The sequence below is a fragment of the Sphingobium estronivorans genome (genome assembly GCF_008692605.1).
Classification (GTDB): Bacteria; Pseudomonadota; Alphaproteobacteria; order Sphingomonadales; family Sphingomonadaceae; genus Sphingobium; species Sphingobium estronivorans.
The window spans coordinates 49,214-72,744 of sequence record NZ_LFCT01000016.1; the positions used below are offsets into that span (position 1 = coordinate 49,214).

General features: G+C 63.5%; 27 protein-coding genes. 11 read left to right on the plus strand and 16 right to left on the minus strand.

The features are described from left to right. Window positions 1–5: 5 nt before the first annotated feature. The 14 genes from F7P65_RS12190 to F7P65_RS12250 form a co-directional block, all read right to left on the minus strand. A protein-coding gene (locus tag F7P65_RS12190) for an IS630 family transposase (RefSeq protein WP_092956531.1) occupies window positions 6–952 on the minus strand; the annotation gives its coding sequence in 2 pieces (ribosomal slippage) (window positions 6–616 and window positions 616–952; 948 coding nt in all). Between the two features lie 99 nt (window positions 953–1,051). Further along, the gene (locus F7P65_RS12195; RefSeq protein ID WP_150292033.1) at window positions 1,052–1,552 is read right to left on the minus strand and encodes a L,D-transpeptidase family protein; all 501 of its coding nucleotides are present in this window, start codon (window positions 1,550–1,552) and stop codon (window positions 1,052–1,054) included. Then, window positions 1,549–2,607, minus strand: coding sequence for a GTP cyclohydrolase II (gene ribA / locus F7P65_RS12200; protein WP_150292035.1), 1,059 nt, complete (start codon window positions 2,605–2,607; stop codon window positions 1,549–1,551). Before ribA ends, F7P65_RS12195 begins: the two co-directional genes overlap by 4 nt. Next, the gene (gene xth, locus F7P65_RS12205) at window positions 2,607–3,404 is read right to left on the minus strand and encodes an exodeoxyribonuclease III (RefSeq protein ID WP_150292037.1); all 798 of its coding nucleotides are present in this window, start codon (window positions 3,402–3,404) and stop codon (window positions 2,607–2,609) included. The genes ribA and xth overlap by 1 nt, the downstream gene beginning before the upstream one ends. A 260-nt stretch (window positions 3,405–3,664) precedes the next feature. Further along, window positions 3,665–4,303, minus strand: coding sequence for a LolA family protein (locus F7P65_RS12210; RefSeq protein ID WP_150292040.1), 639 nt, complete (start codon window positions 4,301–4,303; stop codon window positions 3,665–3,667). A 544-nt stretch (window positions 4,304–4,847) separates the two neighbouring features. After that, a complete protein-coding gene (locus F7P65_RS12215) occupies window positions 4,848–7,178 on the minus strand; it encodes a DNA translocase FtsK (protein WP_150292042.1) in 2,331 nt (776 codons plus the stop codon). Window positions 7,179–7,278: 100 nt separating this feature from the next. Continuing rightward, window positions 7,279–7,761, minus strand: coding sequence for a GNAT family N-acetyltransferase (locus F7P65_RS12220; protein WP_150292044.1), 483 nt, complete (start codon window positions 7,759–7,761; stop codon window positions 7,279–7,281). Window positions 7,762–7,771: 10 nt separating this feature from the next. Beyond that, complete coding sequence (locus F7P65_RS12225; protein ID WP_150292046.1) at window positions 7,772–8,680, minus strand: DMT family transporter; 909 nt, start codon at window positions 8,678–8,680, stop codon at window positions 7,772–7,774. A gap of 17 nt (window positions 8,681–8,697) precedes the next feature. Beyond that, window positions 8,698–9,858 carry a flavodoxin-dependent (E)-4-hydroxy-3-methylbut-2-enyl-diphosphate synthase gene (ispG, locus tag F7P65_RS12230; protein ID WP_150292048.1) on the minus strand — a complete coding sequence of 387 codons (1,161 nt, stop codon included), beginning with the start codon at window positions 9,856–9,858 and terminating at the stop codon, window positions 8,698–8,700. 52 nt (window positions 9,859–9,910) lie between these two features. Beyond that, the gene (locus tag F7P65_RS12235) at window positions 9,911–11,212 is read right to left on the minus strand and encodes an OmpP1/FadL family transporter (protein ID WP_150292050.1); all 1,302 of its coding nucleotides are present in this window, start codon (window positions 11,210–11,212) and stop codon (window positions 9,911–9,913) included. A 153-nt stretch (window positions 11,213–11,365) separates the two neighbouring features. Continuing rightward, window positions 11,366–11,539 (minus strand): hypothetical protein, encoded by a 174-nt coding sequence (locus F7P65_RS22030; RefSeq protein WP_162854604.1) that lies wholly within the window; start codon window positions 11,537–11,539, stop codon window positions 11,366–11,368. A 76-nt stretch (window positions 11,540–11,615) separates the two neighbouring features. Continuing rightward, the gene (gene pgmG / locus F7P65_RS12240; protein ID WP_150292052.1) at window positions 11,616–12,998 is read right to left on the minus strand and encodes a phosphoglucomutase/phosphomannomutase PgmG; all 1,383 of its coding nucleotides are present in this window, start codon (window positions 12,996–12,998) and stop codon (window positions 11,616–11,618) included. A gap of 20 nt (window positions 12,999–13,018) precedes the next feature. Further along, a complete protein-coding gene (locus F7P65_RS12245) occupies window positions 13,019–13,456 on the minus strand; it encodes a J domain-containing protein (RefSeq protein ID WP_150292055.1) in 438 nt (145 codons plus the stop codon). After that, on the minus strand, window positions 13,456–14,262 hold the full coding sequence (locus F7P65_RS12250; RefSeq protein ID WP_150292056.1) for a division plane positioning ATPase MipZ: 807 nt from the start codon (window positions 14,260–14,262) through the stop codon (window positions 13,456–13,458). The genes F7P65_RS12245 and F7P65_RS12250 overlap by 1 nt, the downstream gene beginning before the upstream one ends. Window positions 14,263–14,372: 110 nt before the next feature. On the opposite strand from F7P65_RS12250, the gene panC reads away from it, so the two are divergent. Then, entirely contained in the window at window positions 14,373–15,218 is an 846-nt protein-coding gene (gene panC, locus F7P65_RS12255) for a pantoate--beta-alanine ligase (RefSeq protein WP_150292059.1), read from the plus strand. A 40-nt stretch (window positions 15,219–15,258) separates the two neighbouring features. Here the strand turns inward: panC and F7P65_RS12260 are convergent, their stop codons facing one another. Both F7P65_RS12260 and hemE read right to left on the minus strand, forming a co-directional pair. Further along, a complete protein-coding gene (locus tag F7P65_RS12260; RefSeq protein WP_150292061.1) occupies window positions 15,259–15,699 on the minus strand; it encodes a CopD family protein in 441 nt (146 codons plus the stop codon). Further along, entirely contained in the window at window positions 15,699–16,763 is a 1,065-nt protein-coding gene (hemE, locus tag F7P65_RS12265) for a uroporphyrinogen decarboxylase (RefSeq protein ID WP_150292063.1), read from the minus strand. The genes F7P65_RS12260 and hemE overlap by 1 nt, the downstream gene beginning before the upstream one ends. Before the next feature lie 287 nt (window positions 16,764–17,050). On the opposite strand from hemE, the gene F7P65_RS12270 reads away from it, so the two are divergent. The 10 genes from F7P65_RS12270 (at window position 17,051) to F7P65_RS12315 (ending at window position 23,522) form a co-directional block, all read left to right on the plus strand. Continuing rightward, the gene (locus F7P65_RS12270) at window positions 17,051–17,872 is read left to right on the plus strand and encodes a pyruvate, water dikinase regulatory protein (protein ID WP_150292065.1); all 822 of its coding nucleotides are present in this window, start codon (window positions 17,051–17,053) and stop codon (window positions 17,870–17,872) included. A 3-nt stretch (window positions 17,873–17,875) separates the two neighbouring features. Further along, window positions 17,876–18,481 (plus strand): Maf family protein, encoded by a 606-nt coding sequence (locus F7P65_RS12275; protein ID WP_150292067.1) that lies wholly within the window; start codon window positions 17,876–17,878, stop codon window positions 18,479–18,481. Continuing rightward, window positions 18,478–19,299: a shikimate dehydrogenase gene (aroE, locus tag F7P65_RS12280; RefSeq protein ID WP_150292070.1), complete on the plus strand. Its 822-nt coding sequence runs from the start codon at window positions 18,478–18,480 to the stop codon at window positions 19,297–19,299. Before F7P65_RS12275 ends, aroE begins: the two co-directional genes overlap by 4 nt. Before the next feature lie 6 nt (window positions 19,300–19,305). Further along, window positions 19,306–19,899 (plus strand): dephospho-CoA kinase, encoded by a 594-nt coding sequence (gene coaE / locus F7P65_RS12285; RefSeq protein ID WP_150292072.1) that lies wholly within the window; start codon window positions 19,306–19,308, stop codon window positions 19,897–19,899. 33 nt (window positions 19,900–19,932) lie between these two features. Further along, complete coding sequence (gene dnaQ / locus F7P65_RS12290) at window positions 19,933–20,625, plus strand: DNA polymerase III subunit epsilon (RefSeq protein ID WP_150292074.1); 693 nt, start codon at window positions 19,933–19,935, stop codon at window positions 20,623–20,625. A gap of 89 nt (window positions 20,626–20,714) precedes the next feature. After that, entirely contained in the window at window positions 20,715–21,311 is a 597-nt protein-coding gene (hpf, locus tag F7P65_RS12295; protein WP_150292077.1) for a ribosome hibernation-promoting factor, HPF/YfiA family, read from the plus strand. A 118-nt stretch (window positions 21,312–21,429) separates the two neighbouring features. After that, a complete protein-coding gene (locus tag F7P65_RS12300; protein WP_150292079.1) occupies window positions 21,430–21,897 on the plus strand; it encodes a PTS sugar transporter subunit IIA in 468 nt (155 codons plus the stop codon). Beyond that, window positions 21,857–22,354, plus strand: coding sequence for a PaaI family thioesterase (locus F7P65_RS12305; RefSeq protein WP_150292081.1), 498 nt, complete (start codon window positions 21,857–21,859; stop codon window positions 22,352–22,354). The genes F7P65_RS12300 and F7P65_RS12305 overlap by 41 nt, the downstream gene beginning before the upstream one ends. Beyond that, entirely contained in the window at window positions 22,344–22,697 is a 354-nt protein-coding gene (locus tag F7P65_RS12310; RefSeq protein ID WP_150292082.1) for a DUF1491 family protein, read from the plus strand. Before F7P65_RS12305 ends, F7P65_RS12310 begins: the two co-directional genes overlap by 11 nt. A gap of 177 nt (window positions 22,698–22,874) precedes the next feature. Continuing rightward, window positions 22,875–23,522, plus strand: coding sequence for a cell wall hydrolase (locus F7P65_RS12315; RefSeq protein WP_150292084.1), 648 nt, complete (start codon window positions 22,875–22,877; stop codon window positions 23,520–23,522). Window positions 23,523–23,531 lie beyond the last annotated feature (9 nt).

Here is a 23,531-nt window from a genome sequence, read left to right on the forward strand (position 1 = left end):
TCCACTCATTCCGGTTCATAACCGCACGATTTGAAGTAATTGGCGGATTCGTCGGGCTGGAAGATATCGACGAGCTTTCCGATCAGACCCCAAAGCCCGCTAACGGTTCGCTCGCCTGCTTTGCGCAGCATTGCCTTCAGCCGGGAAAACGCCTTCTCGATTGGGTTGAAGTCCGGGCTGTAGGGTGGAAGGAAGCGCAGGGTTGCACCTGCGCCCTCGATGAGCAGTTGGACCGCCGGGCGCTTGTGGCTCGACAGGTTGTCCATGATGACGATGTCGCCCGGTCGCAGTTCTGGCACAAGCACTTGAGCTACGTAGGCTTCGAACCAGTCGCCGTTGATCGGGCCGTCGAGCACCATCGGCGCAATCATGCCGGTCATGCGCAGGCCGGCTACCAGCGTGGTCGTCTTGCGATGACCATGCGGGAAGCCCATCCGCAGACGCTCGCCTTTGGCACAGCGGCCATGGCTGCGGGTCATATTGGTCGCCGTCCAGGTCTCGTCGATGAAGACCAGGCGTTCTGGTTCCAGATCGAGCTGACCGTCGAACCAGTCGCGACGCTGCTTCAGGACGTCGGGACGGTCCTGCTCGATCGCGTGCCCGGTCTTTTTTTCCGCGTGATGCCATGGCGCACGAAAAAGCGATGCAGCGTGCCGATCCCGACCGGGGCGCCCCGATCGATCAACCGAGCCTGCACTTCGACAAGGGTCATGTCGCCCTGTTCGGCAAGCAGTTCACGGATGAAGCCGCCATGCGCCTCGATCCTGGCCGAATGCCGATCTCCGCCGCGTGGCTTGGCGACAGCCTCACCATGTTCCAGCGCGCGTTGCCGCCAGCGGATCGCGCTCGATGCGCTGACACCAAACCGGTCAGCGGCAGCACGACAACTCAAACCCCCATCAATCGCAGCAATGACCCTGTCCCGCAGGTCTTGTGAAAGCGTTCGTGCCATCCATGCTGGCCTCCTGCAACCAGCAGACAGCGTGAATCACATCAGCGCAGCAAAGGGAACCCCTACTGATTCAGTTCGTGTGGAAACCGCTCTAGTGAGCTACACAATCTCCATGAGATCGCCCGGCATCAGCAACGGCAACAGGCGGAGCATGTCCGTTCGCTCGACCGCGACGCAGCCGGCAGTGGGTCGCCCTTCCGACAGGTGGAAGAAGATCGCGCTCCCCTGTCCCGGCGCCGGCGGTGCGTCATTATGCCCCAGCACCACGATCACGTCGTAGGCGTCGTCGTCGCGCATCAGATTTTCCGCCGAGAAAGCGCGCGGCAGATGGACCGGCCGGTTATAGGCGGGATCGGCCGGATCGTCGGACCAGCCATCCCCTGCCCGCACCCAGCGCCAGGGCAGACCGATGCCGGTCGTCTCCACCTTGCCCGGCCGCAACAGCACGCCCCGGATCGGCCATAGCCCCAGGGGCGTGCAGCCGTCGCCTTCCCGCTTGTCCGCCGCCGCGCAGGCGCCGCCGCGCCCGATGGTGCAGGGCATGTCGACGGCACCGAAGGACAGGCGCCCCGCGCCGGTATCGACGCGGATGACGCTCACAGCTGATGCCCGGTCCGGTCGCGCTTGGTCGCCAGATAGCGTTCATTGTGCGGATTGGCGGGCAGGATGATCGGCAGGCGCTCCGCCACCTTGATGCCCGCCGCCTCCAGCCCTGCCACCTTGTTGGGATTGTTGGTCAGCAGCCGCACCTCGCCCACGCCGAGCAGGTCCAGCATCCGCGCCGCGACGGAGAAATCGCGGGCGTCGATAGCAAAGCCCAGCCGCACATTGGCGTCGACCGTATCGAAACCCTGATCCTGCAAGGCATAGGCCCGCAGCTTGTTGACGAGACCAATGCCCCGCCCCTCCTGCCGCAGATAGAGGAGAATGCCCCATGTCGAGTCCGCGATCTGGTGCAGCGCCTCATGCAATTGCGGGCCGCAATCGCATTTCAGCGACCCCAGGACATCGCCGGTCAGGCATTCGCTGTGCAGCCGGATCACCGGCGGCGAGGAATCGCGTTGGCCGATAATCAGCGCGACATGCTCGCGCGGTTCGTCGGGGCTGCGGAAAGCGACGATTTCCGCCGTTTCGCTGGCGGACACCGGCAGCCGCGCCCGCGTCGCGATGTCGAGGTGCACGGCGTCGTCATAGGCGTCGATGTCAGCGGCGCTGACCTCCGCCTCGCTCTCACCCGTCGCCTTCGCGAAAAAGGCCGGCAATATGCCCGCCAGCCGTGCCAGCCGCAGCGCCGCCTTGGCCGCCACCGGCGCGGTCAACGGCTTGGCGGCGAACGGTCCCTTGAGCGGCGAGGCCAGATCCAGCACCGGGTCGGACATCGCCGTCGCCACATCCACGTCTATCCACGGCGCCCGCGCCACCAGCACCGGCATGTCGGGATCGGCCGCCGCGATCTGGTTGGCGAGCTTCAGCGTCTGCGCCCGCGCGGCGGAGATCAGGATATCGGCCTCCCCCGCTGGGTCGAAAGCGCGCAGCGTCACCGCATCCGCGCCCTCCACCGCCATCAGGCGCAGCGCGCCGTCATCGGCGCGGACAGTCACCGCCCAGCCGCGACGCAGCGCATCGATGGCGCGCGCTGCTTCCCGCGCGCTCATCAGAAAGCGAATTCCGTGATGATCGGAATATGGTCGGACGGCTTGCCCCAGCTGCGCGCGGGTTCAACCGCGCGATGGCGGAGCGCCTTGTCCGCTACATCCTTTGTCATCCACATATGGTCGAGCCGCCGTCCCCGATCCGATTCCGCCCAGTCACGGGCACGATAGCTCCACCAGGTGTAAAGCCGCTGCGGCGCGGGATAAAAATGCCGGCCGATATCGACCCAATCGTTGGACGCCTGCAACCGCGCCAATATCTCGCATTCGATCGGCGTATGGCTGACGACGTTCAGCAGTTGCTTGTGGCTCCATACATCGCATTCCATCGGCGCGATGTTGAAGTCGCCGGTGAGGATTGTCGGCTTGTCTTCCAGCCCGGAGGACCATTCGATCATCCGCTCCAGAAAGTCCAGCTTCTGGCCGAATTTCGGATTGACCTCCCGGTCGGCCACGTCGCCGCCCGCAGGCACATAGACATTCTCGATCCGCACGCCATTATCCAGCCGGACACCAACATGGCGCGCCTCGCCATTGGCCTGCCAGTCGAGGCGGGCGTCCTCATGGATCGGCACTCTGGACATGATCGCCACACCATGGTGCATCCGCTGACCGTTCAACACCTGATGGACGTAACCCAGCTGTCGGAACATGTCCGTGGGGAAAATCTCGTTCACGACCTTCGTTTCCTGAAGGCAGAGAATATCGGGCGCCTCCTCCTTCAGAAACCGCTCGACAATATCGAGCCGCGCCCGAACGCTGTTGATATTCCACGATGCAATGCTGAGTGTCTGAGACATGCTGATCCACTAGGGGCGTCAGCCGTCATGTGCAAGGGCGGCCCGCTCTCGACCGGATAAGTAAGACCCCCGCTCCGGGGGCGTGGAACGGGGGTCTCGATCGCGCCCTTGAAGCGCTTTGCGACAGAAGCGAGGGTCCGGGTAACAGGGGGGAAATCCCGGTCGCGCCTCGTGCCGTGGAGTCCTTTCTAGGGGTCGGGATATGAGCCTCAGATGAACGGAAACGAAATCCTGTCGATCCGTCGCGAACGCGGCCCGCTTCACCCGCCGGCGGCGCGTCCCTTGGGCCGTGGATCGACCCAGCGGAAGGCGGAATCGGCCACGGGCACGCCGTAACGCTGGTTGCTGAGTTTCACCGCCGTCCGGTTGTTCTGCGCATCGAGCGCCACCCAGCCGTAAAGCTGCAATCCCGCGGGGCTGGAGGCGTCGCGTTTGAAGATCATGGTGATCGTGCCATATTCGGGCCGCTTGGGATCGCGGGCCTGCACGGACAGCACGGTGGGATCGCCGGTCTGGATCACCTTGCCGAATTTGGACAGGTCCTTGCTGGGATCGATCAGGGCGCCCAGCGGCGAATTGCCGATCGGCCAGCGCTGCACCTGCCGCACTTCATAATCGATCATGGTCAGCGCCTTGCCGTCGCCCACGATCAGCAGCGGCACGCCCTTTTGATATTGGAAGCGGATTTTGCCCGGCTGCTTGATGGTGAGCTGCCCCGTCAGCGTCTGGCCGTTGCGGTCGGTCTGGGCGAAATCCGCGGTCATGGTCGTCACCGCGCGTATATAGGCATTGACCCTGGACAGGTCGGACGGGTCCGCCTGTGCCGCGGCGGGCAACATCGGCACCACGAAAGGCACAGCGGCCAGCGTCAGGGCGAGGGGCGCAAGGATGCGCTTCATGCAATCATCTCCGGTTGTTCAGGATGAGAAGCCTAGGTGGCAGGGCTTGAACCCGCTGTGAACCCACTCGTTCCATGAAAGCAACGGTCGCGCTCCCCTGTCGAAGAAGGGGACCGCTGAAACGGAAAGGGGGAGAGCGGCCATGGGCCGCTCAATCCCCCTGCGCTTCCGCTTCGCCAGTGCCGGTTTTTCCGGCGGCCCCTCTCCCAAATTATTTTTTAGGCGCTGCGGTAAGCGGCCCCTGCTTAGACCGGCGCGGCGACAAAAAAAAGGCTGATCCGAAGACCAGCCGAAAGTTTTTAGGAGAGGATGCCTGAAAGGCAGGGCCTTCTTCGGTGAAAATGCATTTCGCCGCAAATGCGAAGAACCTCATTGCGATTGCATGAAACGCAATCAGGCCCGGAAATCAGGCATTTCTTGGGCCTTGCGATCCCTTTGCCGTGTCGCAACGGCCGGGATCAGCTCGGCCAAATCCCGTTGCACAGCGCAATGGGTCGTGACTTTTTCGCATCATCCCAAATGAAATCTCTGCGTGCCGATGGACTCAGAGCGGATTGCCATTTTCATCGCGCAGCACCTCGCGGCGGCCGACATGGTTGGGCGGACCCACCAGACCCTGCTCTTCCATCTGCTCGATCAGGCGCGCCGCACTGTTATAGCCAATGCGGAGTTGGCGCTGGAGCCAGCTGGTCGAGGCCTTCTGATTCTCGAACACCAGTTGGCACGCTTTGCGGAACAGCTGCGCGTCGGGGCTGTCGTCGCCCAGATCCACGCCGTCGAGCGCGAAGCTGCCCTCCTCCGGTTCCTCGGTGACGGCGGCGATATAATCGGGCTGGCCCTGCGCGCGCCAGTGATCGGCGACCACGCGCACCTCATCGTCGGACACGAACGGGCCGTGGACGCGCATCAGCCCCTTGCCGCCGTGCATGTAGAGCATGTCGCCCTTGCCCAGCAGTTGCTCGGCGCCCTGCTCGCCCAAAATGGTCCGGCTGTCGATCTTGGACGTGACGAAGAAGCTGATGCGGGTCGGCAGGTTCGCCTTGATCACGCCGGTGATGACGTCGACCGAAGGACGCTGCGTGGCGAGGATCAGGTGAATGCCCGCCGCGCGGGCCTTCTGCGCGAGGCGCTGAATCAGGAATTCGACTTCCTTGCCCGCCGTCATCATCAAGTCGGCGAGTTCGTCCACCACCACCACGATCTGCGGCAGCGGCTGGAAATCGAGCTGCTCCTCCTCATAGATCGGCTTGCCGGTTTCGGGATCGTAGCCGGTCTGCACGCGGCGGCCGAGCGGCTTGCCCTTCGCTTTCGCGGCGCGGACCTTCTCATTATAATTGGCGAGGTTGCGCACGGAGATCGACGCCATCATGCGATAGCGGTCCTCCATCTGCTCCACCGCCCATTTGAGCGCGCGGATCGCCTTGCTCGGTTCGGTCACGACCGGCGAGAGCAGATGCGGAATATCGTCATAGGTCGACAGTTCCAGCATCTTGGGGTCGATCATGATGAGCCGCAGCTGATCCGGCGTCATGCGATAGAGCAGCGACAGGATCATGGCGTTCAGGCCGACCGACTTGCCCGAACCCGTCGTGCCCGCGATCAGCAGGTGCGGCATGGGCGCGAGGTCCGCGATGATCGGTTCGCCCGAGATATTCTTGCCCAGGATGATCGGCAGCGTCGCTTCCTGCCCGAACTGCTCGCTGGTGATGAGTTCGCGGAAGGACACGCCCTCGCGATTGGCGTTGGGCAGTTCGATGCCGATCACCGTGCGCCCCGGAATCGTCGCTACGCGGGCCGACAGCGCTGACATGTTGCGGGCGATGTCGTCGGCCAGCGCGATCACGCGGCTCGCCTTGATGCCCGGCGCGGGTTCCAGCTCGTACATGGTGACGACCGGACCGGGGCGGACCTCCACGATATTGCCCTTCACATGGAAATCGTCGAGCACCGATTCCAGCAGCCGGGCATTGCGCTCCAGCGCGGCCTTGTCGATCTTCGTGCCCTGACCTGCCGGAATCGGGTTCAACAGGTCGGGCGAAGGCAGGGACGTGTGGCCGAACAGATCGTCCTGCGACACCGGCGCCATGGTACGCTGCACCGGGGCGGGCTTCGGCGTCTGGATGTTGATCGGCGGCTTGGGTTCGTTGCTGACGGTCTTGCGCGGCGCGGCAACACGTTCGACAACCTCATCCTCCTCCTCAAGAGGATCGGCCGCCATGCCGCCCACGCCCGGCAGAGCGAAAGCAGGCCGGGGCAGACTGAAGCGTGGCAGCGAAGGCCGGCGAAGAGCGATAATCGGCTTTTCCAGCGCCAGGCTGCGATACCAGACCGCCAGACCCGCGATCAAAGTCAGCACGATCGCTATGCCGGTGATCCAGCCCTGCGCCGCCGGGAACTGCGCCAACAGGCTCAATATGCCCTTGGCCACCGCCAACCCCGTCATGCCGCCCCAGCCCGACGGGAGGCCGACCAGCGGATTGGGCTGGAACAGCGCCAGCGCCACGCCGATCAGGGCGATGCCGGCAATGCATTTGCCTGCTTGCCCCTTCCATCCGCTCATATCCTGATCGCCCCACAGGCGACGCGCGGTGATCGCCATCAGCGGCAGCGCCAGCGCCACCGGCACGCCGAGCAGCAGCAGCAGGAAATCGGCCACCCAGGCGCCGGGCGCGCCCATGATGTTGTGGACCGCCTCATCGCCTGCCACGGTCATCAGCGACGGATCGCTGGGCGAGTAGCTGAGCAACGCCAGCGCCACGAAAAGCGTGGCCGCGATCAGCCCCAGCGCGCCCATCAGCGCGCCGCTGCGGATCAGGCTGCGTTTCAGCATTTCACGCCATTCCGGTGTGCGTTTGGCTCCACGGCCGACAGCCATGCCTTTCTTGTCCCCCAAATGTTCTGTTTCGGCACAATGCGCCGAGCGGGGAGTCCCCGTCAAGACTCCCGCCCCTCGGCTCGTCCCGACGACGCCTGCCCTACCCGATTGCGGCCAAAGCGTTGAGCGCGTCGCCATCGACGCGCTGTACCGTCCATTCGTCCATCGGGCGCGCGCCCAGCGAACGATAGAAGGCGATGGACGGCGCGTTCCAATCCAGCACCCACCATTCCAGCCGGGCGCAATCCCGCTCCAACGCGATTTGCGCGAGACGGGACAGCAGCGCCTTGCCTGCGCCCAAGCCCCGCGCTTCGGGGATGACGAACAGATCCTCCAGATAAACCCCCGGCCGCCCCTCAAAGGTCGAGAAATTGTGGAAGAACAGTGCAAAGCCGATGGCCTGCCCGGCATTTTCCGCAATCAGCACTTCGGCCATCGGACGCGGACCGAAGAGATATTTGTCCAGTCCCGCGCGATCCGCCCTCACCTCATGCGACAGCTTTTCATAATCGGCCAGAGCCAGGATGAAGACATGGATTGTCCCGATGTCGGCAGGAACGGCCTCGCGGATGATGACGGACATGTTTTTCCTTTCAGGCGATGGAAGGTTCGACATGCGGCGGCTCGGCCGGTCGCGCGCGCGCCGCGATCAGGCAACCCGCCACGATCAACGTCGCGCCCGCTGCCGTGCTGAGGGTCAGCCGGTCGCCAAAGACGAGCCAGCCGATGATCGCTGCCCAGATGAAGGCGGTATATTCGACCGGAATCAGGGCCTGCGCCTCCGCCCGCGCATAGGCCCATGCCAACGCCGCCAGCGAAGTGAAGGCCAGCGTCGCGGCCAGCAGGACCAGCGCCCATGACGCCGCCTCCGGCACTATGGGCGGCCATCGGACAATAGCGGCAAAGAGTGCGAACACGCCCAGCATCACGACATGCTGGAAGAAGGCGACCTCAATCGGCGAGGCGAGCTGCGCCTGTTGCCGTTGCAGGATCAGGTTCCACGCGAACAGCACGGCGGAGAGCAGGACGGCGCCCGCTCCAAGTAGAGCATTCAGATCATAATCGCCCCGCATTTGCCCGGACAGGATGATCCCGACGCCGACCAGCCCCAGCAGCGACGCCCCCACCGCCTGCCGTCCGATCCGTTCCTTGAGCAACAGCGCGGCAAGATAGAGCGCGATCAGCGGCGCGATGAAGGACAGGGCAATGGCTTCGGCCAGCGGCAGCCGCATGATCGCCCAGAAGAACAGACTGGCCATCGCCGCGACCACAACCCCGCGCAGCAGGTGCAGCCGCAACACCGCCCGATTGGGCCAGCGCTGGCGGGTCAGCAGCATCAGCGCAAGACCCAGCAGGCTCCCCGCCGTCGCGCGCCAGAATAGCGCGTTGAACAGGCCGATGGAGAGGCTCAGGCCCTTCATCGTCGCGTCCATCACGGAAAAGAGCGCGACACCCAGGCAACAGACGGCAAAGGGGATGGCGAAGGAACGCGATGCAGCCATGGGCATGGGAGAGCGGCTTATTCTGCCGCTTCCGCCTTGCCCGCGTCGGTGGTTTCCGCTTCCAGCTTGGCCGCCTCGATCTCGGCCGCCTTGGCCTCCACCAGTTGCACGATATGGTCGATCATGCCTTCGTCATGCACCGTATGGTCGGTGAGGCCGGAGAGATAGACCATGTGCTTGCCCGCGCCGCCGCCGGTGAGACCGATGTCGGTCTCCCGCGCTTCGCCGGGACCGTTCACCACGCAGCCCAGCACGGACAGCGAGAGCGGGGTATGGATGTGCTGGAGCCGCTCCTCCAGCGCCTGCACCGTGCGGATCACGTCGAAGCCCTGCCGCGCGCAACTGGGGCAGGAGATGACCTTGACCCCCCGGGTGCGGATGCCGAGCGATTTCAGAATCTCATAGCCGACGCGCACTTCCTCTTCCGGTTCGGCGGAGAGGGAAACGCGGATCGTATCGCCGATCCCGGCCCAGAGCAGATTGCCGATGCCGATGGCGCTCTTCACCGTGCCGCCGATCAGGCCGCCCGCCTCCGTGATGCCGAGGTGCAGCGGGCAGTCGACGGCTTCGGCCAATTGCATATAGGCGGCGACGGCGAGGAACACGTCGCTGGCCTTCACCGCGACCTTATATTTATGAAAATCCTGGTCCTGGAGCAGCTTGATATGGTCGAGCGCGCTTTCGACCAGCGCCTCCGGGCAAGGCTCACCATATTTTTCGAGCAGGTCCTTTTCGAGGGAGCCCGCATTGACGCCGATGCGGATCGAGCAGCCATTGGCCTTGGCCGCGTCGACCACTTCCTTCACCCGTGCTTGGCTGCCGATATTGCCGGGGTTGATGCGCAGGCAGGCCGCGCCCGCATCGGCGGCTTCCAGCGCGCGCTTGTAATGGAAATGGATGTCCGCGACGATCGGCACCTGCGCGGCGCGGACGATCTGCTTCAGCGCGGCGGTCGATGCCTCATCCGGGCAGGAAACGCGGATGATGTCCACGCCCACTTCCTCGCAGCGGCGGATCTGGTCGATCGTCGCCTTGACGTCATGGGTCGGCGTGTTGGTCATGGTCTGTACCGTGACCGGGGCGCCGCCGCCGACGGGGACGTTACCGACCATGATCTGGCGGCTTTGGCGGCGGGCGATGTCGCGCCAGGGACGCAGGCCGGGATTATGGTCGGACATGAAAAAGGGGCTCCATCGGTGATGAAGCCCCTATAGTGATTTATCGGGAAAGTTAGAAGCGCGCCGTCAACGATGCGGCAACCTGATCCGCATTGCCGCTGGTCTGCGCCAGGGTGGTGGCGGTGACCGTCGCCGGCGAGGGGTAATAGCTGTCCGGACGGATGATGTTCGCCTTTTCCACGAAGGTGTGGGCATAGCTGACGTTCAGCGCGAAAGCGGGCGAGATGTTGAACGTCGCGCCGCCGGTCAGCCAGGCGCGGTCGCCATCGGGCACGCGGGTCGTCAGATACTGCGGATTGGTCGGCGTGCGGTCGAACATCGTGCCTGCGCGCAGAGTGAGCGCCGGGCTGACATCATATTCACCACCGAGGCTGACGCTGTAGCTGTCTTTGTAATCCAGTTCCTTGTTGGTGGTCCCGGTGGCCGAGGTGATGGCGATGCCCTTGAACTTCGACCAATTATACCAGCGGGCGCTGATCATCGCGCGCAGTTGCGGGGTCATGCGGTGCATGAAGCCCACCGTGACGATATCGGGCAGATCGAGCGGCGCCGAGGCAGCGAACGAACCGTTGGCCGCCGCAATCGGACCCAGAAGTCCGGCAACCGTCTGCGTGCCGGTCAGATGATGCTTGATGCCGGAGCGGTAGGAGACGCCGACATTGGTGTCGCCGTTGGTGTAGAACAGGCCCGCATTCCAGCCGACCGTCCAATCGTCGCCCTTCACCCGGGCGGAGCCGTCCGCGAGCAGCGGCGAAAGTTGCGGCAAGGCGTTGGTCAGCGTGACCTTCACATATTGCACGTCGACGCCGCCGCCGACCGAGAAATTCTCGTTCAGCTTATAAGCAGCCGTGGGCTGGATATTGTAGGTTTTGAGGTTGGTGTAGAGTGAATCGTAGCGACCGAAAAAGCCGTCATCATAATCGAGCTTCAGGCCAAAGGGCGCGTTGACGCCCAGACCCAGCCACAGGCGGTCGCTGACCTGGCCGGTGACGTAGAAACTGGGGATGGGAATGACCTTGTCGAACGGATTGCCGCCATCATTGCCTGTCACCGGCACATGCACGCCCGGCAGGGTCGGGACGGTGCGGTTGCTGCCGCGATTGGTCTGCTGCGCCGAAGCCATCAGGGCGCTGCCGCCGATCGAGACCTGGATGCCGGACAGATTGGTCATCGCGGCAGGGTTGAAGAAGATGGCCGAGGGATCGTCCGCCGCCGCGCCCGCGCCCGCCAGCGCTCGTCCGGTTTCGATCGGCGACTGTTCCTGGAGGTAAAATCCCCCTGCCAGTGCCGGTACAGGTGCGATCATGATGCCGGACAGCAGAAGGCCTGCAACGACATGGCGATTAAAGGGCATGAAAATTCCTCTCCTGAAATATGATGGGCAACCTTGGACCGTGGGTGATCCCACAGGGACTTTGCAAGTAGACGTAATATGGTGAATTTATCGTTCCAAAAGCCCAAAAATGCAGGGGCCATGCAGGAAAGTCCGTGCCCTGTTGCATCGACGCTACGGCAGGAAGCGAAAAACGGCCGGAAAAAAATTCCAAAAAAAAGCCGCCCCGAGGGACGGCTTTAAAGTTTTAGGAGAGGATGCCTGAAAGGCCTGATCCTTCTGCGGCGCAGCGGCTTTTTTCGCAAATGCGAAAAACACAGGCTCGATTGCGTTTCCTGCAACTGCCATGCCTTCCCCCAGTTTCCGTAACGGAAAGAAAGGACCGCCTGCCGATAGCCCTATCCGTTTTTTTCCGCGATCCGGATTATTTTTCGGCAATTGCAGGTCGAATCACCCCCGAATCGGCCAATTGCGAATCAAGATGGGCGATAAGCTGCGCGAGTCCCTGTTCGTTCTTCGCCTCGGCGCGCGCGACCAGCATATCCTGGGTATGGGAAACGCGCAGCAGCCACCAGCCTTCCCGCGTCGTCACGCGCAGGCCGTCGGTTTCATCGACCTGAGCGCCAGCGGCGAGGAGCCGGGCGCGCACTTGCTCGATCACCGCGAATTTCCGACTTTCCTCTATGGGAAAGCGGATTTCCGGCGTGTTGGCCATGGCGGGCATGTCCCCGCGCAGGGCGGTCACGCTGCGGCCCAGCCGGGTGAGGCTCCGGATCAGGCGGACTGCGGCATAAAGCGCATCGTCAAAGCCGTAATAATCGTCGGCAAAGCAGATATGGCCGGTCATCTCCCCGCCGAGCGGCGCGGCAATTTCCTTCATTTTGGACTTGATGTGGCTGTGGCCGGTTTTCCACATCAGCGGCTGGCCGCCCAGCGCCGCTATGCGATCGAACAGCGCCTGACTCGCCTTCACATCCGCGACAATCACGGCGTTGGGTTGGTCTTGCAGGACCAGCTCGGCAAAAATGCCGAGCAATTGATCGCCCCAGATCACCCGGCCCTTGCCGTCGACCACGCCGATCCGGTCGCCGTCGCCATCGAAGGCCACGCCGAAATCGAGCTTCTTCGAAAGGACAAGCGCTTTCAGATCGGCCAGATTCTCCTCGATTGTGGGATCGGGGTGATGATGGGGAAAATGGCCGTCTATCTGGGTGAACAACATATGATGCTCGCCCGGCAAGAGCTTGACGAGCTTGTCCACCACCGGACCGGCGGCGCCGTTGCCCGCATCCCAACCGATGCGCCAGGCGGCGCCATCGAATCCTTCGACCAGCCGCGCGGCATAGCGGTCCATGATGGCGACGGTTTCGATCCGCCCCGCGCCGTCGCTCCAGTCGCCCGCCGCCGCCATGGCGCCCAGATCCGCGATCGCCTCGCCAAAAAAGGGGTTGTGCTGAAGCACCAGCTTGAAGCCGTTATGATCGGTGGGATTATGGCTGCCGGTTATCTGAATGCCGCCGTCCACATCGAGCACCGCTTCGGCATAATAGAGCATGGGCGTCGGGCCGAGACCGATGCGAACGGCATCCACGCCCGAGTCCAGAAGACCCTTCACCACCGCCTCTTCCAGCGCGGGCGAACTCAGCCGCCCGTCATAGCCGACCGCGACCCTTGATCCGCCCGCCCGCCGGACGGCCGTGCCGAAACTGCGGCCGAGGGCATAGCCGTCCGCTTCGGTCAGCGTCCGGCCGACCACGCCCCGAATGTCATATTCGCGCAGCAGCGTAGGATGAAAGCGGTGGGCCATGGCATCCTCTCCTTCCACGGTCAGTTGCGCTGCGCCAGATCCCCGATCAGCAGGTCGCGGGCCGCATTGATCTGGGCCGCCAGCGCTTCCGTGCCACCCTTGTCCGGATGAACCGAGGCAATCAGGCGGCGATGCGCGGCACGGATCGCGCGGGCGTCGCAATCCGGCCCGACGCCCAGCAACTTGCGCGCATCGATGACGGCCTGAGACGAAACGGTCTGGGAGGTGTGCTTGCCCGTTCCGGCCCTTTTCCGCGCCGGCCGGCTTTTGGCGAAGAAGAAAAGGGTGGCGCCCATCAGCAGCGGCGCGCCGATCACCGGTTTGCCCTTGGCCGCCATCACCGCGCCGACCAGAGCGGCGCCCAGCGCCATGCCGTCCCTTCCACTCATGCGTTGCAGTCGTCCCGTCCAGATCAACCAGCCGGCAAGGCCGACCAGCAAGAGGGCAAACAGACCCATCAGGCCGCGCCGAGCATATCCAATGGCGCGACTTCGCCGCGGTCGGGCAGGGCGAGACCCGACACCATTTCGCGCAGTTCCTGCCGTGCGGCGATGTGGCTGACACCCAGTTCGCCCAGATGCCCCTTGTCCAGCAGAGTCAGGCCGGAGGGGAAGAGTTCGCGGAAGATCACGCGCTCCGAAAGGCCCGGAATCACGCGGAATCCGACACGGCGGGACAGTTCGGACAGCGCATCGCCCACGCGTTTCTTGTTGCGGGCGTCATGATGCTGGACGCGGTTGCGCAGCACCACCCAGTCGATGGTCACGCCATCGGCCTTGGCGCGGGTCTTGCGCGCCTCGAAAATCAGTTCCGAATAGAAGGACAGGCGTTTCACCTTGAAGGTTTCCGCGTCCACCTGGCCGATCAGGTCGAAATCGACGAAGCTGTCGTTCATCGGCGTCACCAGCGTATTGGCGCGCGCGGCCATGTGGCGGGCATAATCATCGTCGCGGCCGGGCGTGTCGACGACCAGGAAATCCTTGCCCTCCGCCATGGCGGCAGCCTGTTCTTCCAGCGCTTCGACATTGTCGCCCTTGAACACCGCGAAATCCGGCGTCGGCAGGTCGATGCCCCGACGCTTCGCGGTTTCGGCGCGATTTTCCATATAGCGGGTGATGGTGCGCTGGCGCGGATCGAGGTCGATCATGCCGACCCGGTGACCCAGCACCGTCAGAGCGATGGCCGTGTGCACGGCGGTCGTCGACTTGCCGGTGCCGCCTTTCTCATTGGCAAAGACGATATGGTGCGTTTGGGCGTTCGCCATCGGACCTTGATAACCCCGTTGATTGTCGCAATGAATATTGACCGTTCCAGCCGGTCGTGCCTTAGCAGGATTGACCCCTTGTTGATGCCCTTATCGGAGCCCCTCGTAACGTGCAAACCCTCCGTGATCTCCCTTCGCTCAGAGCCGCCGTCGAAGCCCTGAAAAGCGATGGAAAACCGCTGGCGCTGGTACCGACCATGGGCGCGCTGCATGACGGGCACATGGCGCTGGTCGAGGAAGCGCGGCTCCATGCCGGGCATGTCGTCGTGTCGATCTTCGTCAATCCCCGCCAGTTCGGCGTGAACGAGGATCTGGACGCCTATCCCCGGCGCGAGGCCAAGGATGCGCAGATGTTGCAGGCGGCTGGAGTCGATATTCTTTGGGCACCCACGGTCGAGGTCATGTATCCGGCGGGCTATGCGACGAACATCTCCGTCTCCGGCGTGACCGAGGGGCTGGATGGCGCAGCGCGGCCGGGGCATTTCGACGGCGTGGCGACCGTGGTGACGAAGCTGTTCAACCAGGTCCGGCCCGAAGTCGCGCTCTTCGGGGAGAAGGATTATCAGCAGCTCGCGGTCATTCGTCAGATGGTTCGGGATTTGGACGTGCCCATCGACATCATCGGCGTTCCGACCCAGCGGGCCGAGGACGGGCTGGCCCTTTCTTCCCGTAACCAATATCTGACGGAAGAAGAGCGCAAGGACGCGCTCGCCCTGCCCCGCGCCTTGGGCGAAGCGGCAAGGCAGATGGAGAAGGGTGCGACGGTGGAGGCCGCCATTGCCAAGGCCATTGCCATGCTGGCCACGCATGGATTCGACCCGATCGATTATGTGACGCTGTGCGATGCGGTGACGCTGGAGCCGATGACGGTGTTGGATCGCCCGGCGCGTTTGTTGGGCGCGGCGAAGCTTGGCCTGACGCGGTTGATCGACAATATTCCGGTCGATCCAGCCTGAGGCAAAACGCTCATCCCGGCTGACGCCGGGGTGAGGAACCTCAAAATGGTTTCACGATCACCGCGATCACGATAACGGCTGCGGCGATTCCGGGAATCTCGTTGAGCAGCCTCAACTGTTTCTCCGTCAGGGGCCGCTGCCCCCCGGCGAGCTTTTTCGTGTAGCCGGCGATCCAGCCATGATAGCCGGAAAGCCCCAACACGAAGAGCAGCTTCAGGTGGAACCAACCGAAATGCCAGGCGCCGATCTCCACCATCAGCATCAGGCCGAAGACCCAGACCAGAACGATGGAGGGGTTCAGAATGATCTTGAGCAGCCGCCTTTCGCGGTCGATCCATTTTTTATCTTCTTCCGACCCCACCGGGCATTGCTGGTGATAGACGAAGAAGCGCGGCATCATGAACAGGCCCGCCATCAGGAAGATGACGAAGATGACATGCGCGGCTTTGACCCACAAATAGGCTGCTCCCAGATAAGGCATCAAGTCCCCTTCCGCCGGCGAATATAGGCCAGCAGCGCTTCAACATGATGGATCGGCGTATCGGGAAGAATCCCATGGCCGAGATTGAAGATATGCGGCCGACCGGCAAAGGCGGCGCGGATGTTGTCGACGGCCTCTTCCACCGCCTTGCCGCCCGCGATCAAGGCGAGCGGGTCGAGATTGCCCTGAACCGGCAAGCCTTCGGGCAACGCGCGATGGGCCCAGTGCGGATCGACCGTTTCATCGATGCCGATCGCATCGACTCCCGTGCCGACCGCATAATCGGCCAGTTTCGCGCCCGCGCCCTTGGGAAAGCCGATGACCGGAATATCCGGGTGGATCGCCTTCAGCCGTTCCACGATCCGCCGGTTAGGCTGGATCACCCAGCGTTCGAACTCCAGCGGGGCGAGACTGCCCGCCCAGCTGTCGAACAGCTGAACCGCCTCCACCCCGGCGTCGATCTGACCGGACAGATAAACGACCGTGGCCTCTGTGATCGCGGCGATGATCGCGGCGAAGCGTTCAGGCTGCTGATAGGCGAGGCGGCGGGCCGCACCCTGGTCCTTGCTGCCCTGTCCCGCGACCATATAGGTGGCGATCGTCCAGGGGCTGCCTGCAAAGCCCAGGAAGGTCACTTGCGGGTCCAGCGCGGCCTTGACCTGCCGAACCGTCTCATAGACCGCCTCATAGCGGCTGAAATCGGGTTTGAGGGCATCCAGCGCCGTTTCGGACAGGATCGGCGCCAGGCGCGGGCCCTCCCCCGTCTCGAACCAGAGGTCCTGGCCCATGGCATAGGGCACGATCAGGATATCGGAAAAGAGGATCGCGCCGTCGAAACCGAAGCGGCGCAGGGGCTGAAGCGTGACTTCCGCCGCCGCCGCGCTGTCATAGACCAGTTCCAGGAACCCGCCCTTTTCCGCCCGCAATGCGCGATATTCGGGGAGGTAACGGCCCGCTTGGCGCATGAGCCACATGGGCGGCACAGCGGGGCATGCACCCTTCAGGACCGAAAGCAGCGGCTTGGCGGATGGCCCGTTCGAAAGGTCGGCATCAGGTCCCGTCATAAACTCTCTTATATTAGATTCTTAGAAGGTAGTTGAGATTGTTGGGCGCTTGGCAGCGGGGTTTATGCGCTGTGCCCGGATTTGCCAACAACTTGACTCCTTGCGGTCTCCGATTCCGGTCCGAGTCAGTTCGCTTATCCCCGTTATCCACAGGATGTGGATGGAAATTTGGAACTGTTGGCGGGCTGTGGACAAGAGTCCCGGAATCGAGGATCGCGATAAGTGCCTGATTTTCCCCGCAACCTATCCCTTGCTTTATCCACAGCCTCCCCACAGAGATATTCCGCATGTCTCGCATTCACCTGCATCTTCTTTCGGACTCCACCGGCGAAACGTTGGAAAACGTTGCCAAAGCGGCGATCGGCGCTTTTGAAAATGTGGAGGCCGTGCGCCATTTCTGGCCCATGGTGCGGTCCGATGTCCATCTCGATCGGATCATGGAGGAAATTGCCGCCAATCCGGGGCTGGTGCTGTTCACCCTGTCCAACCATCAGTTGCGCAGGCGGTTGGAGACGCGCTGTCGGGCGCTGGGCCTGCCGCATGTCGCGGCGCTGGACAGCGTGACCGATGCGCTGTCCAACATATTGGGGCAGGAGACGCGCAACCGTCCGGGGCGCAAGCATATTCTGGACGAAGCCTATTTCGCGCGGATCGAGGCGATCCAGTTCACCATCGCCCATGACGATGGCGTCGGCCATGAAAATTGGGAGGAGGCCGATATCGTCCTGGCCGGCGTGTCGCGCGCGTCCAAGACGCCGACCTCCATCTATCTCGCCAATCGGGGGTACAAGACCGCCAATATCCCGCTGGTGGTGCAATCGCCGCCGCCGCGCAGCCTCTATTCGCTCCGCCATCCGATGGTGGTGGGGCTGACGGTCAGTCCGGAGCGGCTGGTGCAGATCCGGCGCAATCGCCTGCTGTCTTTGAATCAGGCGCCCGAAACCAGCTATGTCGATCTGGAAAAGGTGCAGGAGGAACTGGCCTTTGCCCGGCGGATGTTCGCCGACAATGGCTGGCCGGTGATCGACATGACCCGCCGCTCGATCGAGGAAGCGGCGGCGGCCATCATCAACCTGTTCAACGACCGCGTGCTGGCGGAGGGAAATTAAGTCATGCCAAAAACCCCGATCGTGCTGGCATCGCAAAGCGCGAGCCGCCGGGCGCTGCTGAATGCGGCGCAGGTACCGTTCGAGGCGCTGTCGCCGCAGGTGGACGAGGAGGCAGCCAAAGAAGCGCTGCGCGCCGATGGTCTCGACGCGCGCAAGCTGGCCGATGCACTGGCCGAACTGAAGGCGCTGCGCGTATCGCGGCGGGTGCCGGGCGGGTTGGTGCTGGGCTGCGACCAGACATTGAGTCTGGATGACGGCACGATGATCGACAAGGCCGTCGACCGGGCGGATGCGGAGCGGATATTGAAGCTGCTGTCGGGCCGGGTGCATTATCTGCATAGCGCGGCGGTGATGGCACTCAATGGCGAGCCGATCTGGCGGCATATTGAGCGGGTGCGGATGACGGTGCGGCCCTTGTCCGATGCCTTCATCGCCCAATATCTCGACAGGGATTGGGAAGAATGCCGTTGGTGCGTCGGCTGTTACCGGATCGAGGGGCCGGGCGCACAGCTTTTCGCCAAGGTGGAAGGGAGCCAGTTCGCGATTCAGGGGCTGCCACTGCTGCCGTTGCTTGACTTCCTGCGCATAAGGGGCGTTCTGGCAGCATGACCGACAAGCTCCCCTATGCAGAAGTGATCGGCGATCCGATCGAACACAGCAAATCGCCGTTGATTCATAATTTCTGGCTGGATGCGCTGGGGATCGAGGCGGAATATAAGAAGACACATGTGACAGCGGAGGGCTTGTCCGCTTATTTTCTGGCGCGCCGGGCCGATCCCGACTGGCTGGGATGCAACGTCACCATTCCGCACAAGATCGCGGTGATGGACTATACCGACGATCCGGGTGGCGTGCGCGACCGGATCGGGGCGATGAACACCATTGCCAGCGAGACTGGCGGGCCGCTGATCGGCACCAATACCGATGCGGGCGGATTCCTCCAGCCGCTGCTGCGCGACAAGTGGAAGGGACAGAGCGCGGTGCTGGTCGGCGCGGGCGGTGCGGCGCGGGCGATCCTGTTCGCGTTGACCAGCCTGGGCGTGTCGGACATCAGCATCATGGCGCGCGATGCGGCCAAGGGACAGGCACTGCTCGACCGCGCCGGGGTCGAAGGGCGGGTCATCGGCATGACCGATGCATTGCCGCGGGCCGATCTTCTGGTGAACAGCAGTTCGCTGGGCATGGTCGGCCAGCCCGATCTGGATTTGGACCTTGCGCCGTTGGCCGGGGACGCGACCGTTTATGACATCGTCTATGCGCCGCTCGAAACGACGTTGCTCAAGGCGGCGCGGGCGAGGGGGCTCAAGACTCTCGACGGGCTGGAAATGCTGATCGGGCAGGCGGCGCTGGCCTTCGATATTTTCTTCGATGCCGAAGCCCCGCGTGAGCGGGACGAGGAATTGCGCGCTTTGCTGCTCGCCGCCTGACTCGGCATGAAGATTTACGGCCTCACTGGCTCCATCGGCATGGGCAAGTCCGCCGTCGCCACGATGTTGCGGCGCGCAGGCGTGCCGCTGTTCGACGCCGATGCCGAAGTGCATCGCCTGCAAGGACCGGGCGGCATCCTGCTTCCCGCCATAGAGGCCCGCTTTCCCGGCACGACCGGGCCGCAGGGCGTGGACCGGGGGAAGCTGGGCGCGGCGGTGTTCGGCCATCCACAAGAGTTGAAGGCGCTGGAAAGGATCGTCCATCCCGCCGTCCGCGCGGCGCGCGCGGACTTCCTCCGCCGGAATCGGTCGCGCGCGTTCGTCGTGCTCGACATCCCGCTGCTGTTCGAGGGGCGGGGGGAATACAAGCTGGACGGCGTCATCGTCGTCAGCGCCCCAGCTTGGAAACAGCGTAAGCGCGTGCTGGCGCGACCGCGCATGACGGCGGCCAAATTCCGCCAGATTGTTCATCTGCAAACCCCAGATGCCGAAAAACGGCGGCGGGCCGATTATATTATCGACACGGGGACGACCTTCGCTGAGACTCGCAGCCAGGTTCGGCACCTGGTCGCTTGCCTTGGCGCGAAGACAGGCCGATAAGGTGCAGTCCGGCAAGAGTCGTTGAAGAGGGCGATGCGCGAGATTATTTTCGACACCGAAACGACTGGATTCGACCCCGCCTCTGGCGATCGCCTGGTCGAAATCGGATGCATTGAACTCATTAACCGGGTGCCGTCCGGCCGTACCTTCCACGCTTATTATAATCCGCAGCGGTCGATGCCGGCCGCGGCCGAGGCGGTGCATGGGCTGTCGGACATTTTCCTCAAGGACAAGCCGCTCTTTTCGCACGGGATTGAGGAGTTGCTGGCCTTTCTGGAGGACAGCCATCTGGTTGCGCATAATGCGCGCTTCGACTTCGGCTTCCTGAATCATGAGTTGAAGCTCTGCGGCCGGGCCGAAGTGTCGATGGACCGGATGATCGACACCGTCGCCATCGCCCGGCAACTCCATCCCGGCGCCAAGCACAGCCTGGACGCGCTTTGCACCCGCTACGGCATCGATCGCAGCCATCGCGTCAAGCATGGCGCCCTGCTCGACGCCGAATTGTTGGCCCAGCTTTACATCGAACTGACCGGCGGCCGTCAGATCGGCCTTGGTCTTGCACAGGAGGAAGAAAAACAAGGGCTTGGGGTGGAACTCACGGCGCAAGTCGCGGTTCGCCCTGTACGTCCCGCGCGCGTCTTCACGGCCAGCGCGGAGGAGTTGGAGCGGCATGCCGCGTTCGTCGCGACGCTGGACAAGCCGCTCTGGCTCGAGGAGGCCTGAAACCAGCCGTTTTCCCACAACGGTCAGTCTTCAGGTCCCATGCCAGCCGGACCGTCGTCCGCGGTCCGGGTAGAACAAGGAGAAGGCATATGGATATTCGTGTTTCCGGGCATCAGGTCGAAACGGGCGACGCGCTTAAGGAGCATGTCTGGACCCGGCTGGAGGCCATGGCCGAGAAATATTTTTCCCGAACCCTTTCCGCCCATGTCACATTCCGGCCTGCGCCGCATGGGGCCTTCCATTGCGACATCGTCTGTCACGTCATGACCGGCCTGATCCTGAAAGGAGCAGGCGAAGCGCAGGAGGCGCATCCGGCCTTCGAACAGGCGGCCGAGCGGATCGAGAAGCAGTTGCGCCGCTATCTGCGCCGGCTGAAGGACCGCAGCGCGCAGGCGGCCGCTGCGGAAGCGCAGCGGTCCAACGGCTATAGTGTCGATGGTCTGGATGGGGCGGGCTACACCATTTTCGCTTCGATCGCCGATGAGGAGGAACCGGCCGAAGCCCCGCTGATCGTGGCGGAAACCCGGGTCGACATTCCCGAAGCCAGCGTGTCGGACGCGGTCATGATGCTGGACCTGCGCAACACCAACGCGCTGCTGTTCGTCAACGCGGGCACGTCCGCCTATAATATGGTCTACCGCCGCCATGACGGGACCATCGGCTGGGTCGAACCCCGGCTGGGCTGACACCGTTCCCGGGCCGCCGGTTGACCTTGGTCAGCGGGCGGCCTATGGGGCCGGACTTTAAAGATCCGGGCATTGCGTCATTTTTCCGAAGCTGGGCGCGGCTCGGCTGGGATTTGGCATGGTTCATTTCAACGATATCGTCGCACCGGATGCATTGGCCACGGGCCTGTCGGTGAACGGCAAGAAGCAGTTATTTCAGAAAGTTGCGGTGTTGGCGGCAAAGGCCTACGGCCTGAACGCCGATCTGGTGGCCGAAGCGCTGATGGAACGCGAGAAGCTGGGTTCGACCGGTTTCGGCGGCGGCGTCGCGATTCCCCATGCGAAGATTCCCGACCTTCAGAAAATGTGCGGCGTGGTCGTGCTGCTCGATCCGGCCGTAGCCTTCGACGCGGTGGATGAGGCGCCGGTCGATATCGTCTTCGCCCTGCTCTCCCCGGTCGATTCGGGGGCCGAGCATCTGAAAACCCTGGCCCGGGTGTCCCGCTATCTGCGTGACGAAGGACAGGTGGTCCGCCTGCGCGGCGCCAAGTCAACGGCGGCGCTCCATGCCCTGCTGGCCGGTGGCGAGGCGCGTGACGCGGCCTGAGGCCGGTTCCTCGCCGAGTGGCGAGGCGGCGCATTTCCGGGCATTGGAGAATCTCTATCGGTCCGCGCCGATCAACCGGCTGTTCCGGTCGGAACTCACCATCGCGGAAGAAGGCCGGTCGGTCATCCATTTCGACGTGGATGAAACGCAGTTCCATGCCGCCGGCGCGGTCCACGGCACGGTGTATTTCAAGATGCTGGACGATGCGGCCTTCTACGCCGCCAACAGCCTGGTCAATGACCGGTTCCTGCTGACCACCAGCTTCAACCTGCTCTTCACCCGCCCCATCGGGCCGGGCCGGATTCGCGCCGAAGGGCGGTGGATCAGCGGCAAGCGGCGCGTCTATGTGGCCGAGGCGAGCCTGATCGATGAGGAGGGGGAAGAAGTCGGGCGCGGGACCGGCACCTTCATGCGCTCGCAATTCCCGCTTTCATCGCTGCCAGGTTATGCCGGCTGACCGGCCGACCGACGCCCGGCTGACCAGCACGATGCTGGTCGGGGCGTTGGTGCGGCGCAGCGCGGCTGAAGGCGGCTTTGCCACGGTCCTGGTCAAGGGCAATGACATCAGCGGCGTGATTCTGGTTCAAGCGATTGAAAAAGGTCGGGAACTGGGCCTGTTGGAGCGCGTTTCAGACTTTGTCGGCGGTTATCGCATGATGAGATGCGGTCCCAAGCCGGAGGAGGGCGCCGAAGCGCTCTCCCAATATCTAGCGCGTCGCCGCCGTTCGGACCCCGATCTGTGGGTTATCGAGCTTGATATCGCGGATGCGGAACGGTTCGCCGCTGAAACGATCTGTTGATCGTTGACTCATTTTCCACGCGCGGGCAGAGGCCTCCGACGCTTTCAACGCGCAGGTTGCCGGTTTCGTCCATGGGGGGCGGATGCGGGTAAACACGCAGACGGGGGGCGGCCGGACGTCGTTTTGATTTGGGGTGTTTGACGTTCCCGGCCAAGAACCGCACGATTTTGAGTTGTAATGAGTTTTCGTCTGAAGGCTGCGATCATCGCGGCATTTGCCCTTTCCGCCACCGCGGCGGTTACTGCGGCCGATAAGTCGAGCGCCAGTGATGCTGCTCCGTCGGTCACGTCCCTTCCGGGGACTTCGGAGCTCGCAGCTCCTTCGGTCGGTTCGAAGCCCGCCGTCATTTTCGCCGCGCCGCGCGAAGTCGCGCAGCCGCTGGCTCCCCTTTCCGACAGCGACGATGTGAAGGCCGACAACCTGGCCGCTCTCGTGGACGCGCAGGGCGCGCCCGAGGATGTGGAAGGTGACATGAAGTGCCTGGCCGGCGCTGTCTATTTCGAATCCAAGGGCGAAAGCCTGGAAGGCCAGCTGGCGGTTGCCCGCGTCGTCATCAACCGGGCCAATTCGGGTCGTTTCGCCAACAGCCTGTGCGGCGTGGTGTATCAGCCGCGTCAGTTCAGCTTCATTCGTGGCGGCAATATGCCGTCGATCCGCATGTCGAGCGATAGCTGGCGCGAAGCCGTCGCCATCGCCCAGATCGCGATGGAGGACAGCTGGAACAGCAAGGCCGAGGGTGCGCTCTATTTCCACGCCCGCCGCGTTTCGCCGGGCTGGGGCAAGCGTCAGCTCGCCGCCATCGACAATCATATCTTCTATCGTTGAGTTACGCTT

What these genes read in the sequence shown, in the direction of transcription:
- ribA (WP_150292035.1), bottom strand. Translation starts at nt 2,607, where the DNA reads ATGAGCGCGCGGGAAGCAGCGCGCGCCATCGATGCGCTGCGTCGCGGC.
- xth (WP_150292037.1), bottom strand. Translation starts at nt 3,404, where the DNA reads ATGTCTCAGACACTCAGCATTGCATCGTGGAATATCAACAGCGTTCGG.
- F7P65_RS12210 (WP_150292040.1), bottom strand. Translation starts at nt 4,303, where the DNA reads ATGAAGCGCATCCTTGCGCCCCTCGCCCTGACGCTGGCCGCTGTGCCT.
- F7P65_RS12215 (WP_150292042.1), bottom strand. Translation starts at nt 7,178, where the DNA reads ATGGCTGTCGGCCGTGGAGCCAAACGCACACCGGAATGGCGTGAAATG.
- F7P65_RS12220 (WP_150292044.1), bottom strand. Translation starts at nt 7,761, where the DNA reads ATGTCCGTCATCATCCGCGAGGCCGTTCCTGCCGACATCGGGACAATC.
- F7P65_RS12225 (WP_150292046.1), bottom strand. Translation starts at nt 8,680, where the DNA reads ATGGCTGCATCGCGTTCCTTCGCCATCCCCTTTGCCGTCTGTTGCCTG.
- ispG (WP_150292048.1), bottom strand. Translation starts at nt 9,858, where the DNA reads ATGTCCGACCATAATCCCGGCCTGCGTCCCTGGCGCGACATCGCCCGC.
- F7P65_RS12235 (WP_150292050.1), bottom strand. Translation starts at nt 11,212, where the DNA reads ATGCCCTTTAATCGCCATGTCGTTGCAGGCCTTCTGCTGTCCGGCATC.
- F7P65_RS22030 (WP_162854604.1), bottom strand. Translation starts at nt 11,539, where the DNA reads ATGGCAGTTGCAGGAAACGCAATCGAGCCTGTGTTTTTCGCATTTGCG.
- pgmG (WP_150292052.1), bottom strand. Translation starts at nt 12,998, where the DNA reads ATGGCCCACCGCTTTCATCCTACGCTGCTGCGCGAATATGACATTCGG.
- F7P65_RS12245 (WP_150292055.1), bottom strand. Translation starts at nt 13,456, where the DNA reads ATGGGTCTGTTTGCCCTCTTGCTGGTCGGCCTTGCCGGCTGGTTGATC.
- F7P65_RS12250 (WP_150292056.1), bottom strand. Translation starts at nt 14,262, where the DNA reads ATGGCGAACGCCCAAACGCACCATATCGTCTTTGCCAATGAGAAAGGC.
- F7P65_RS12260 (WP_150292061.1), bottom strand. Translation starts at nt 15,699, where the DNA reads ATGCCTTATCTGGGAGCAGCCTATTTGTGGGTCAAAGCCGCGCATGTC.
- hemE (WP_150292063.1), bottom strand. Translation starts at nt 16,763, where the DNA reads ATGACGGGACCTGATGCCGACCTTTCGAACGGGCCATCCGCCAAGCCG.
- F7P65_RS12270 (WP_150292065.1), top strand. Translation starts at nt 17,051, where the DNA reads ATGTCTCGCATTCACCTGCATCTTCTTTCGGACTCCACCGGCGAAACG.
- F7P65_RS12275 (WP_150292067.1), top strand. Translation starts at nt 17,876, where the DNA reads ATGCCAAAAACCCCGATCGTGCTGGCATCGCAAAGCGCGAGCCGCCGG.
- aroE (WP_150292070.1), top strand. Translation starts at nt 18,478, where the DNA reads ATGACCGACAAGCTCCCCTATGCAGAAGTGATCGGCGATCCGATCGAA.
- coaE (WP_150292072.1), top strand. Translation starts at nt 19,306, where the DNA reads ATGAAGATTTACGGCCTCACTGGCTCCATCGGCATGGGCAAGTCCGCC.
- dnaQ (WP_150292074.1), top strand. Translation starts at nt 19,933, where the DNA reads ATGCGCGAGATTATTTTCGACACCGAAACGACTGGATTCGACCCCGCC.
- hpf (WP_150292077.1), top strand. Translation starts at nt 20,715, where the DNA reads ATGGATATTCGTGTTTCCGGGCATCAGGTCGAAACGGGCGACGCGCTT.
- F7P65_RS12300 (WP_150292079.1), top strand. Translation starts at nt 21,430, where the DNA reads ATGGTTCATTTCAACGATATCGTCGCACCGGATGCATTGGCCACGGGC.
- F7P65_RS12305 (WP_150292081.1), top strand. Translation starts at nt 21,857, where the DNA reads ATGCCCTGCTGGCCGGTGGCGAGGCGCGTGACGCGGCCTGAGGCCGGT.
- F7P65_RS12310 (WP_150292082.1), top strand. Translation starts at nt 22,344, where the DNA reads ATGCCGGCTGACCGGCCGACCGACGCCCGGCTGACCAGCACGATGCTG.
- F7P65_RS12315 (WP_150292084.1), top strand. Translation starts at nt 22,875, where the DNA reads ATGAGTTTTCGTCTGAAGGCTGCGATCATCGCGGCATTTGCCCTTTCC.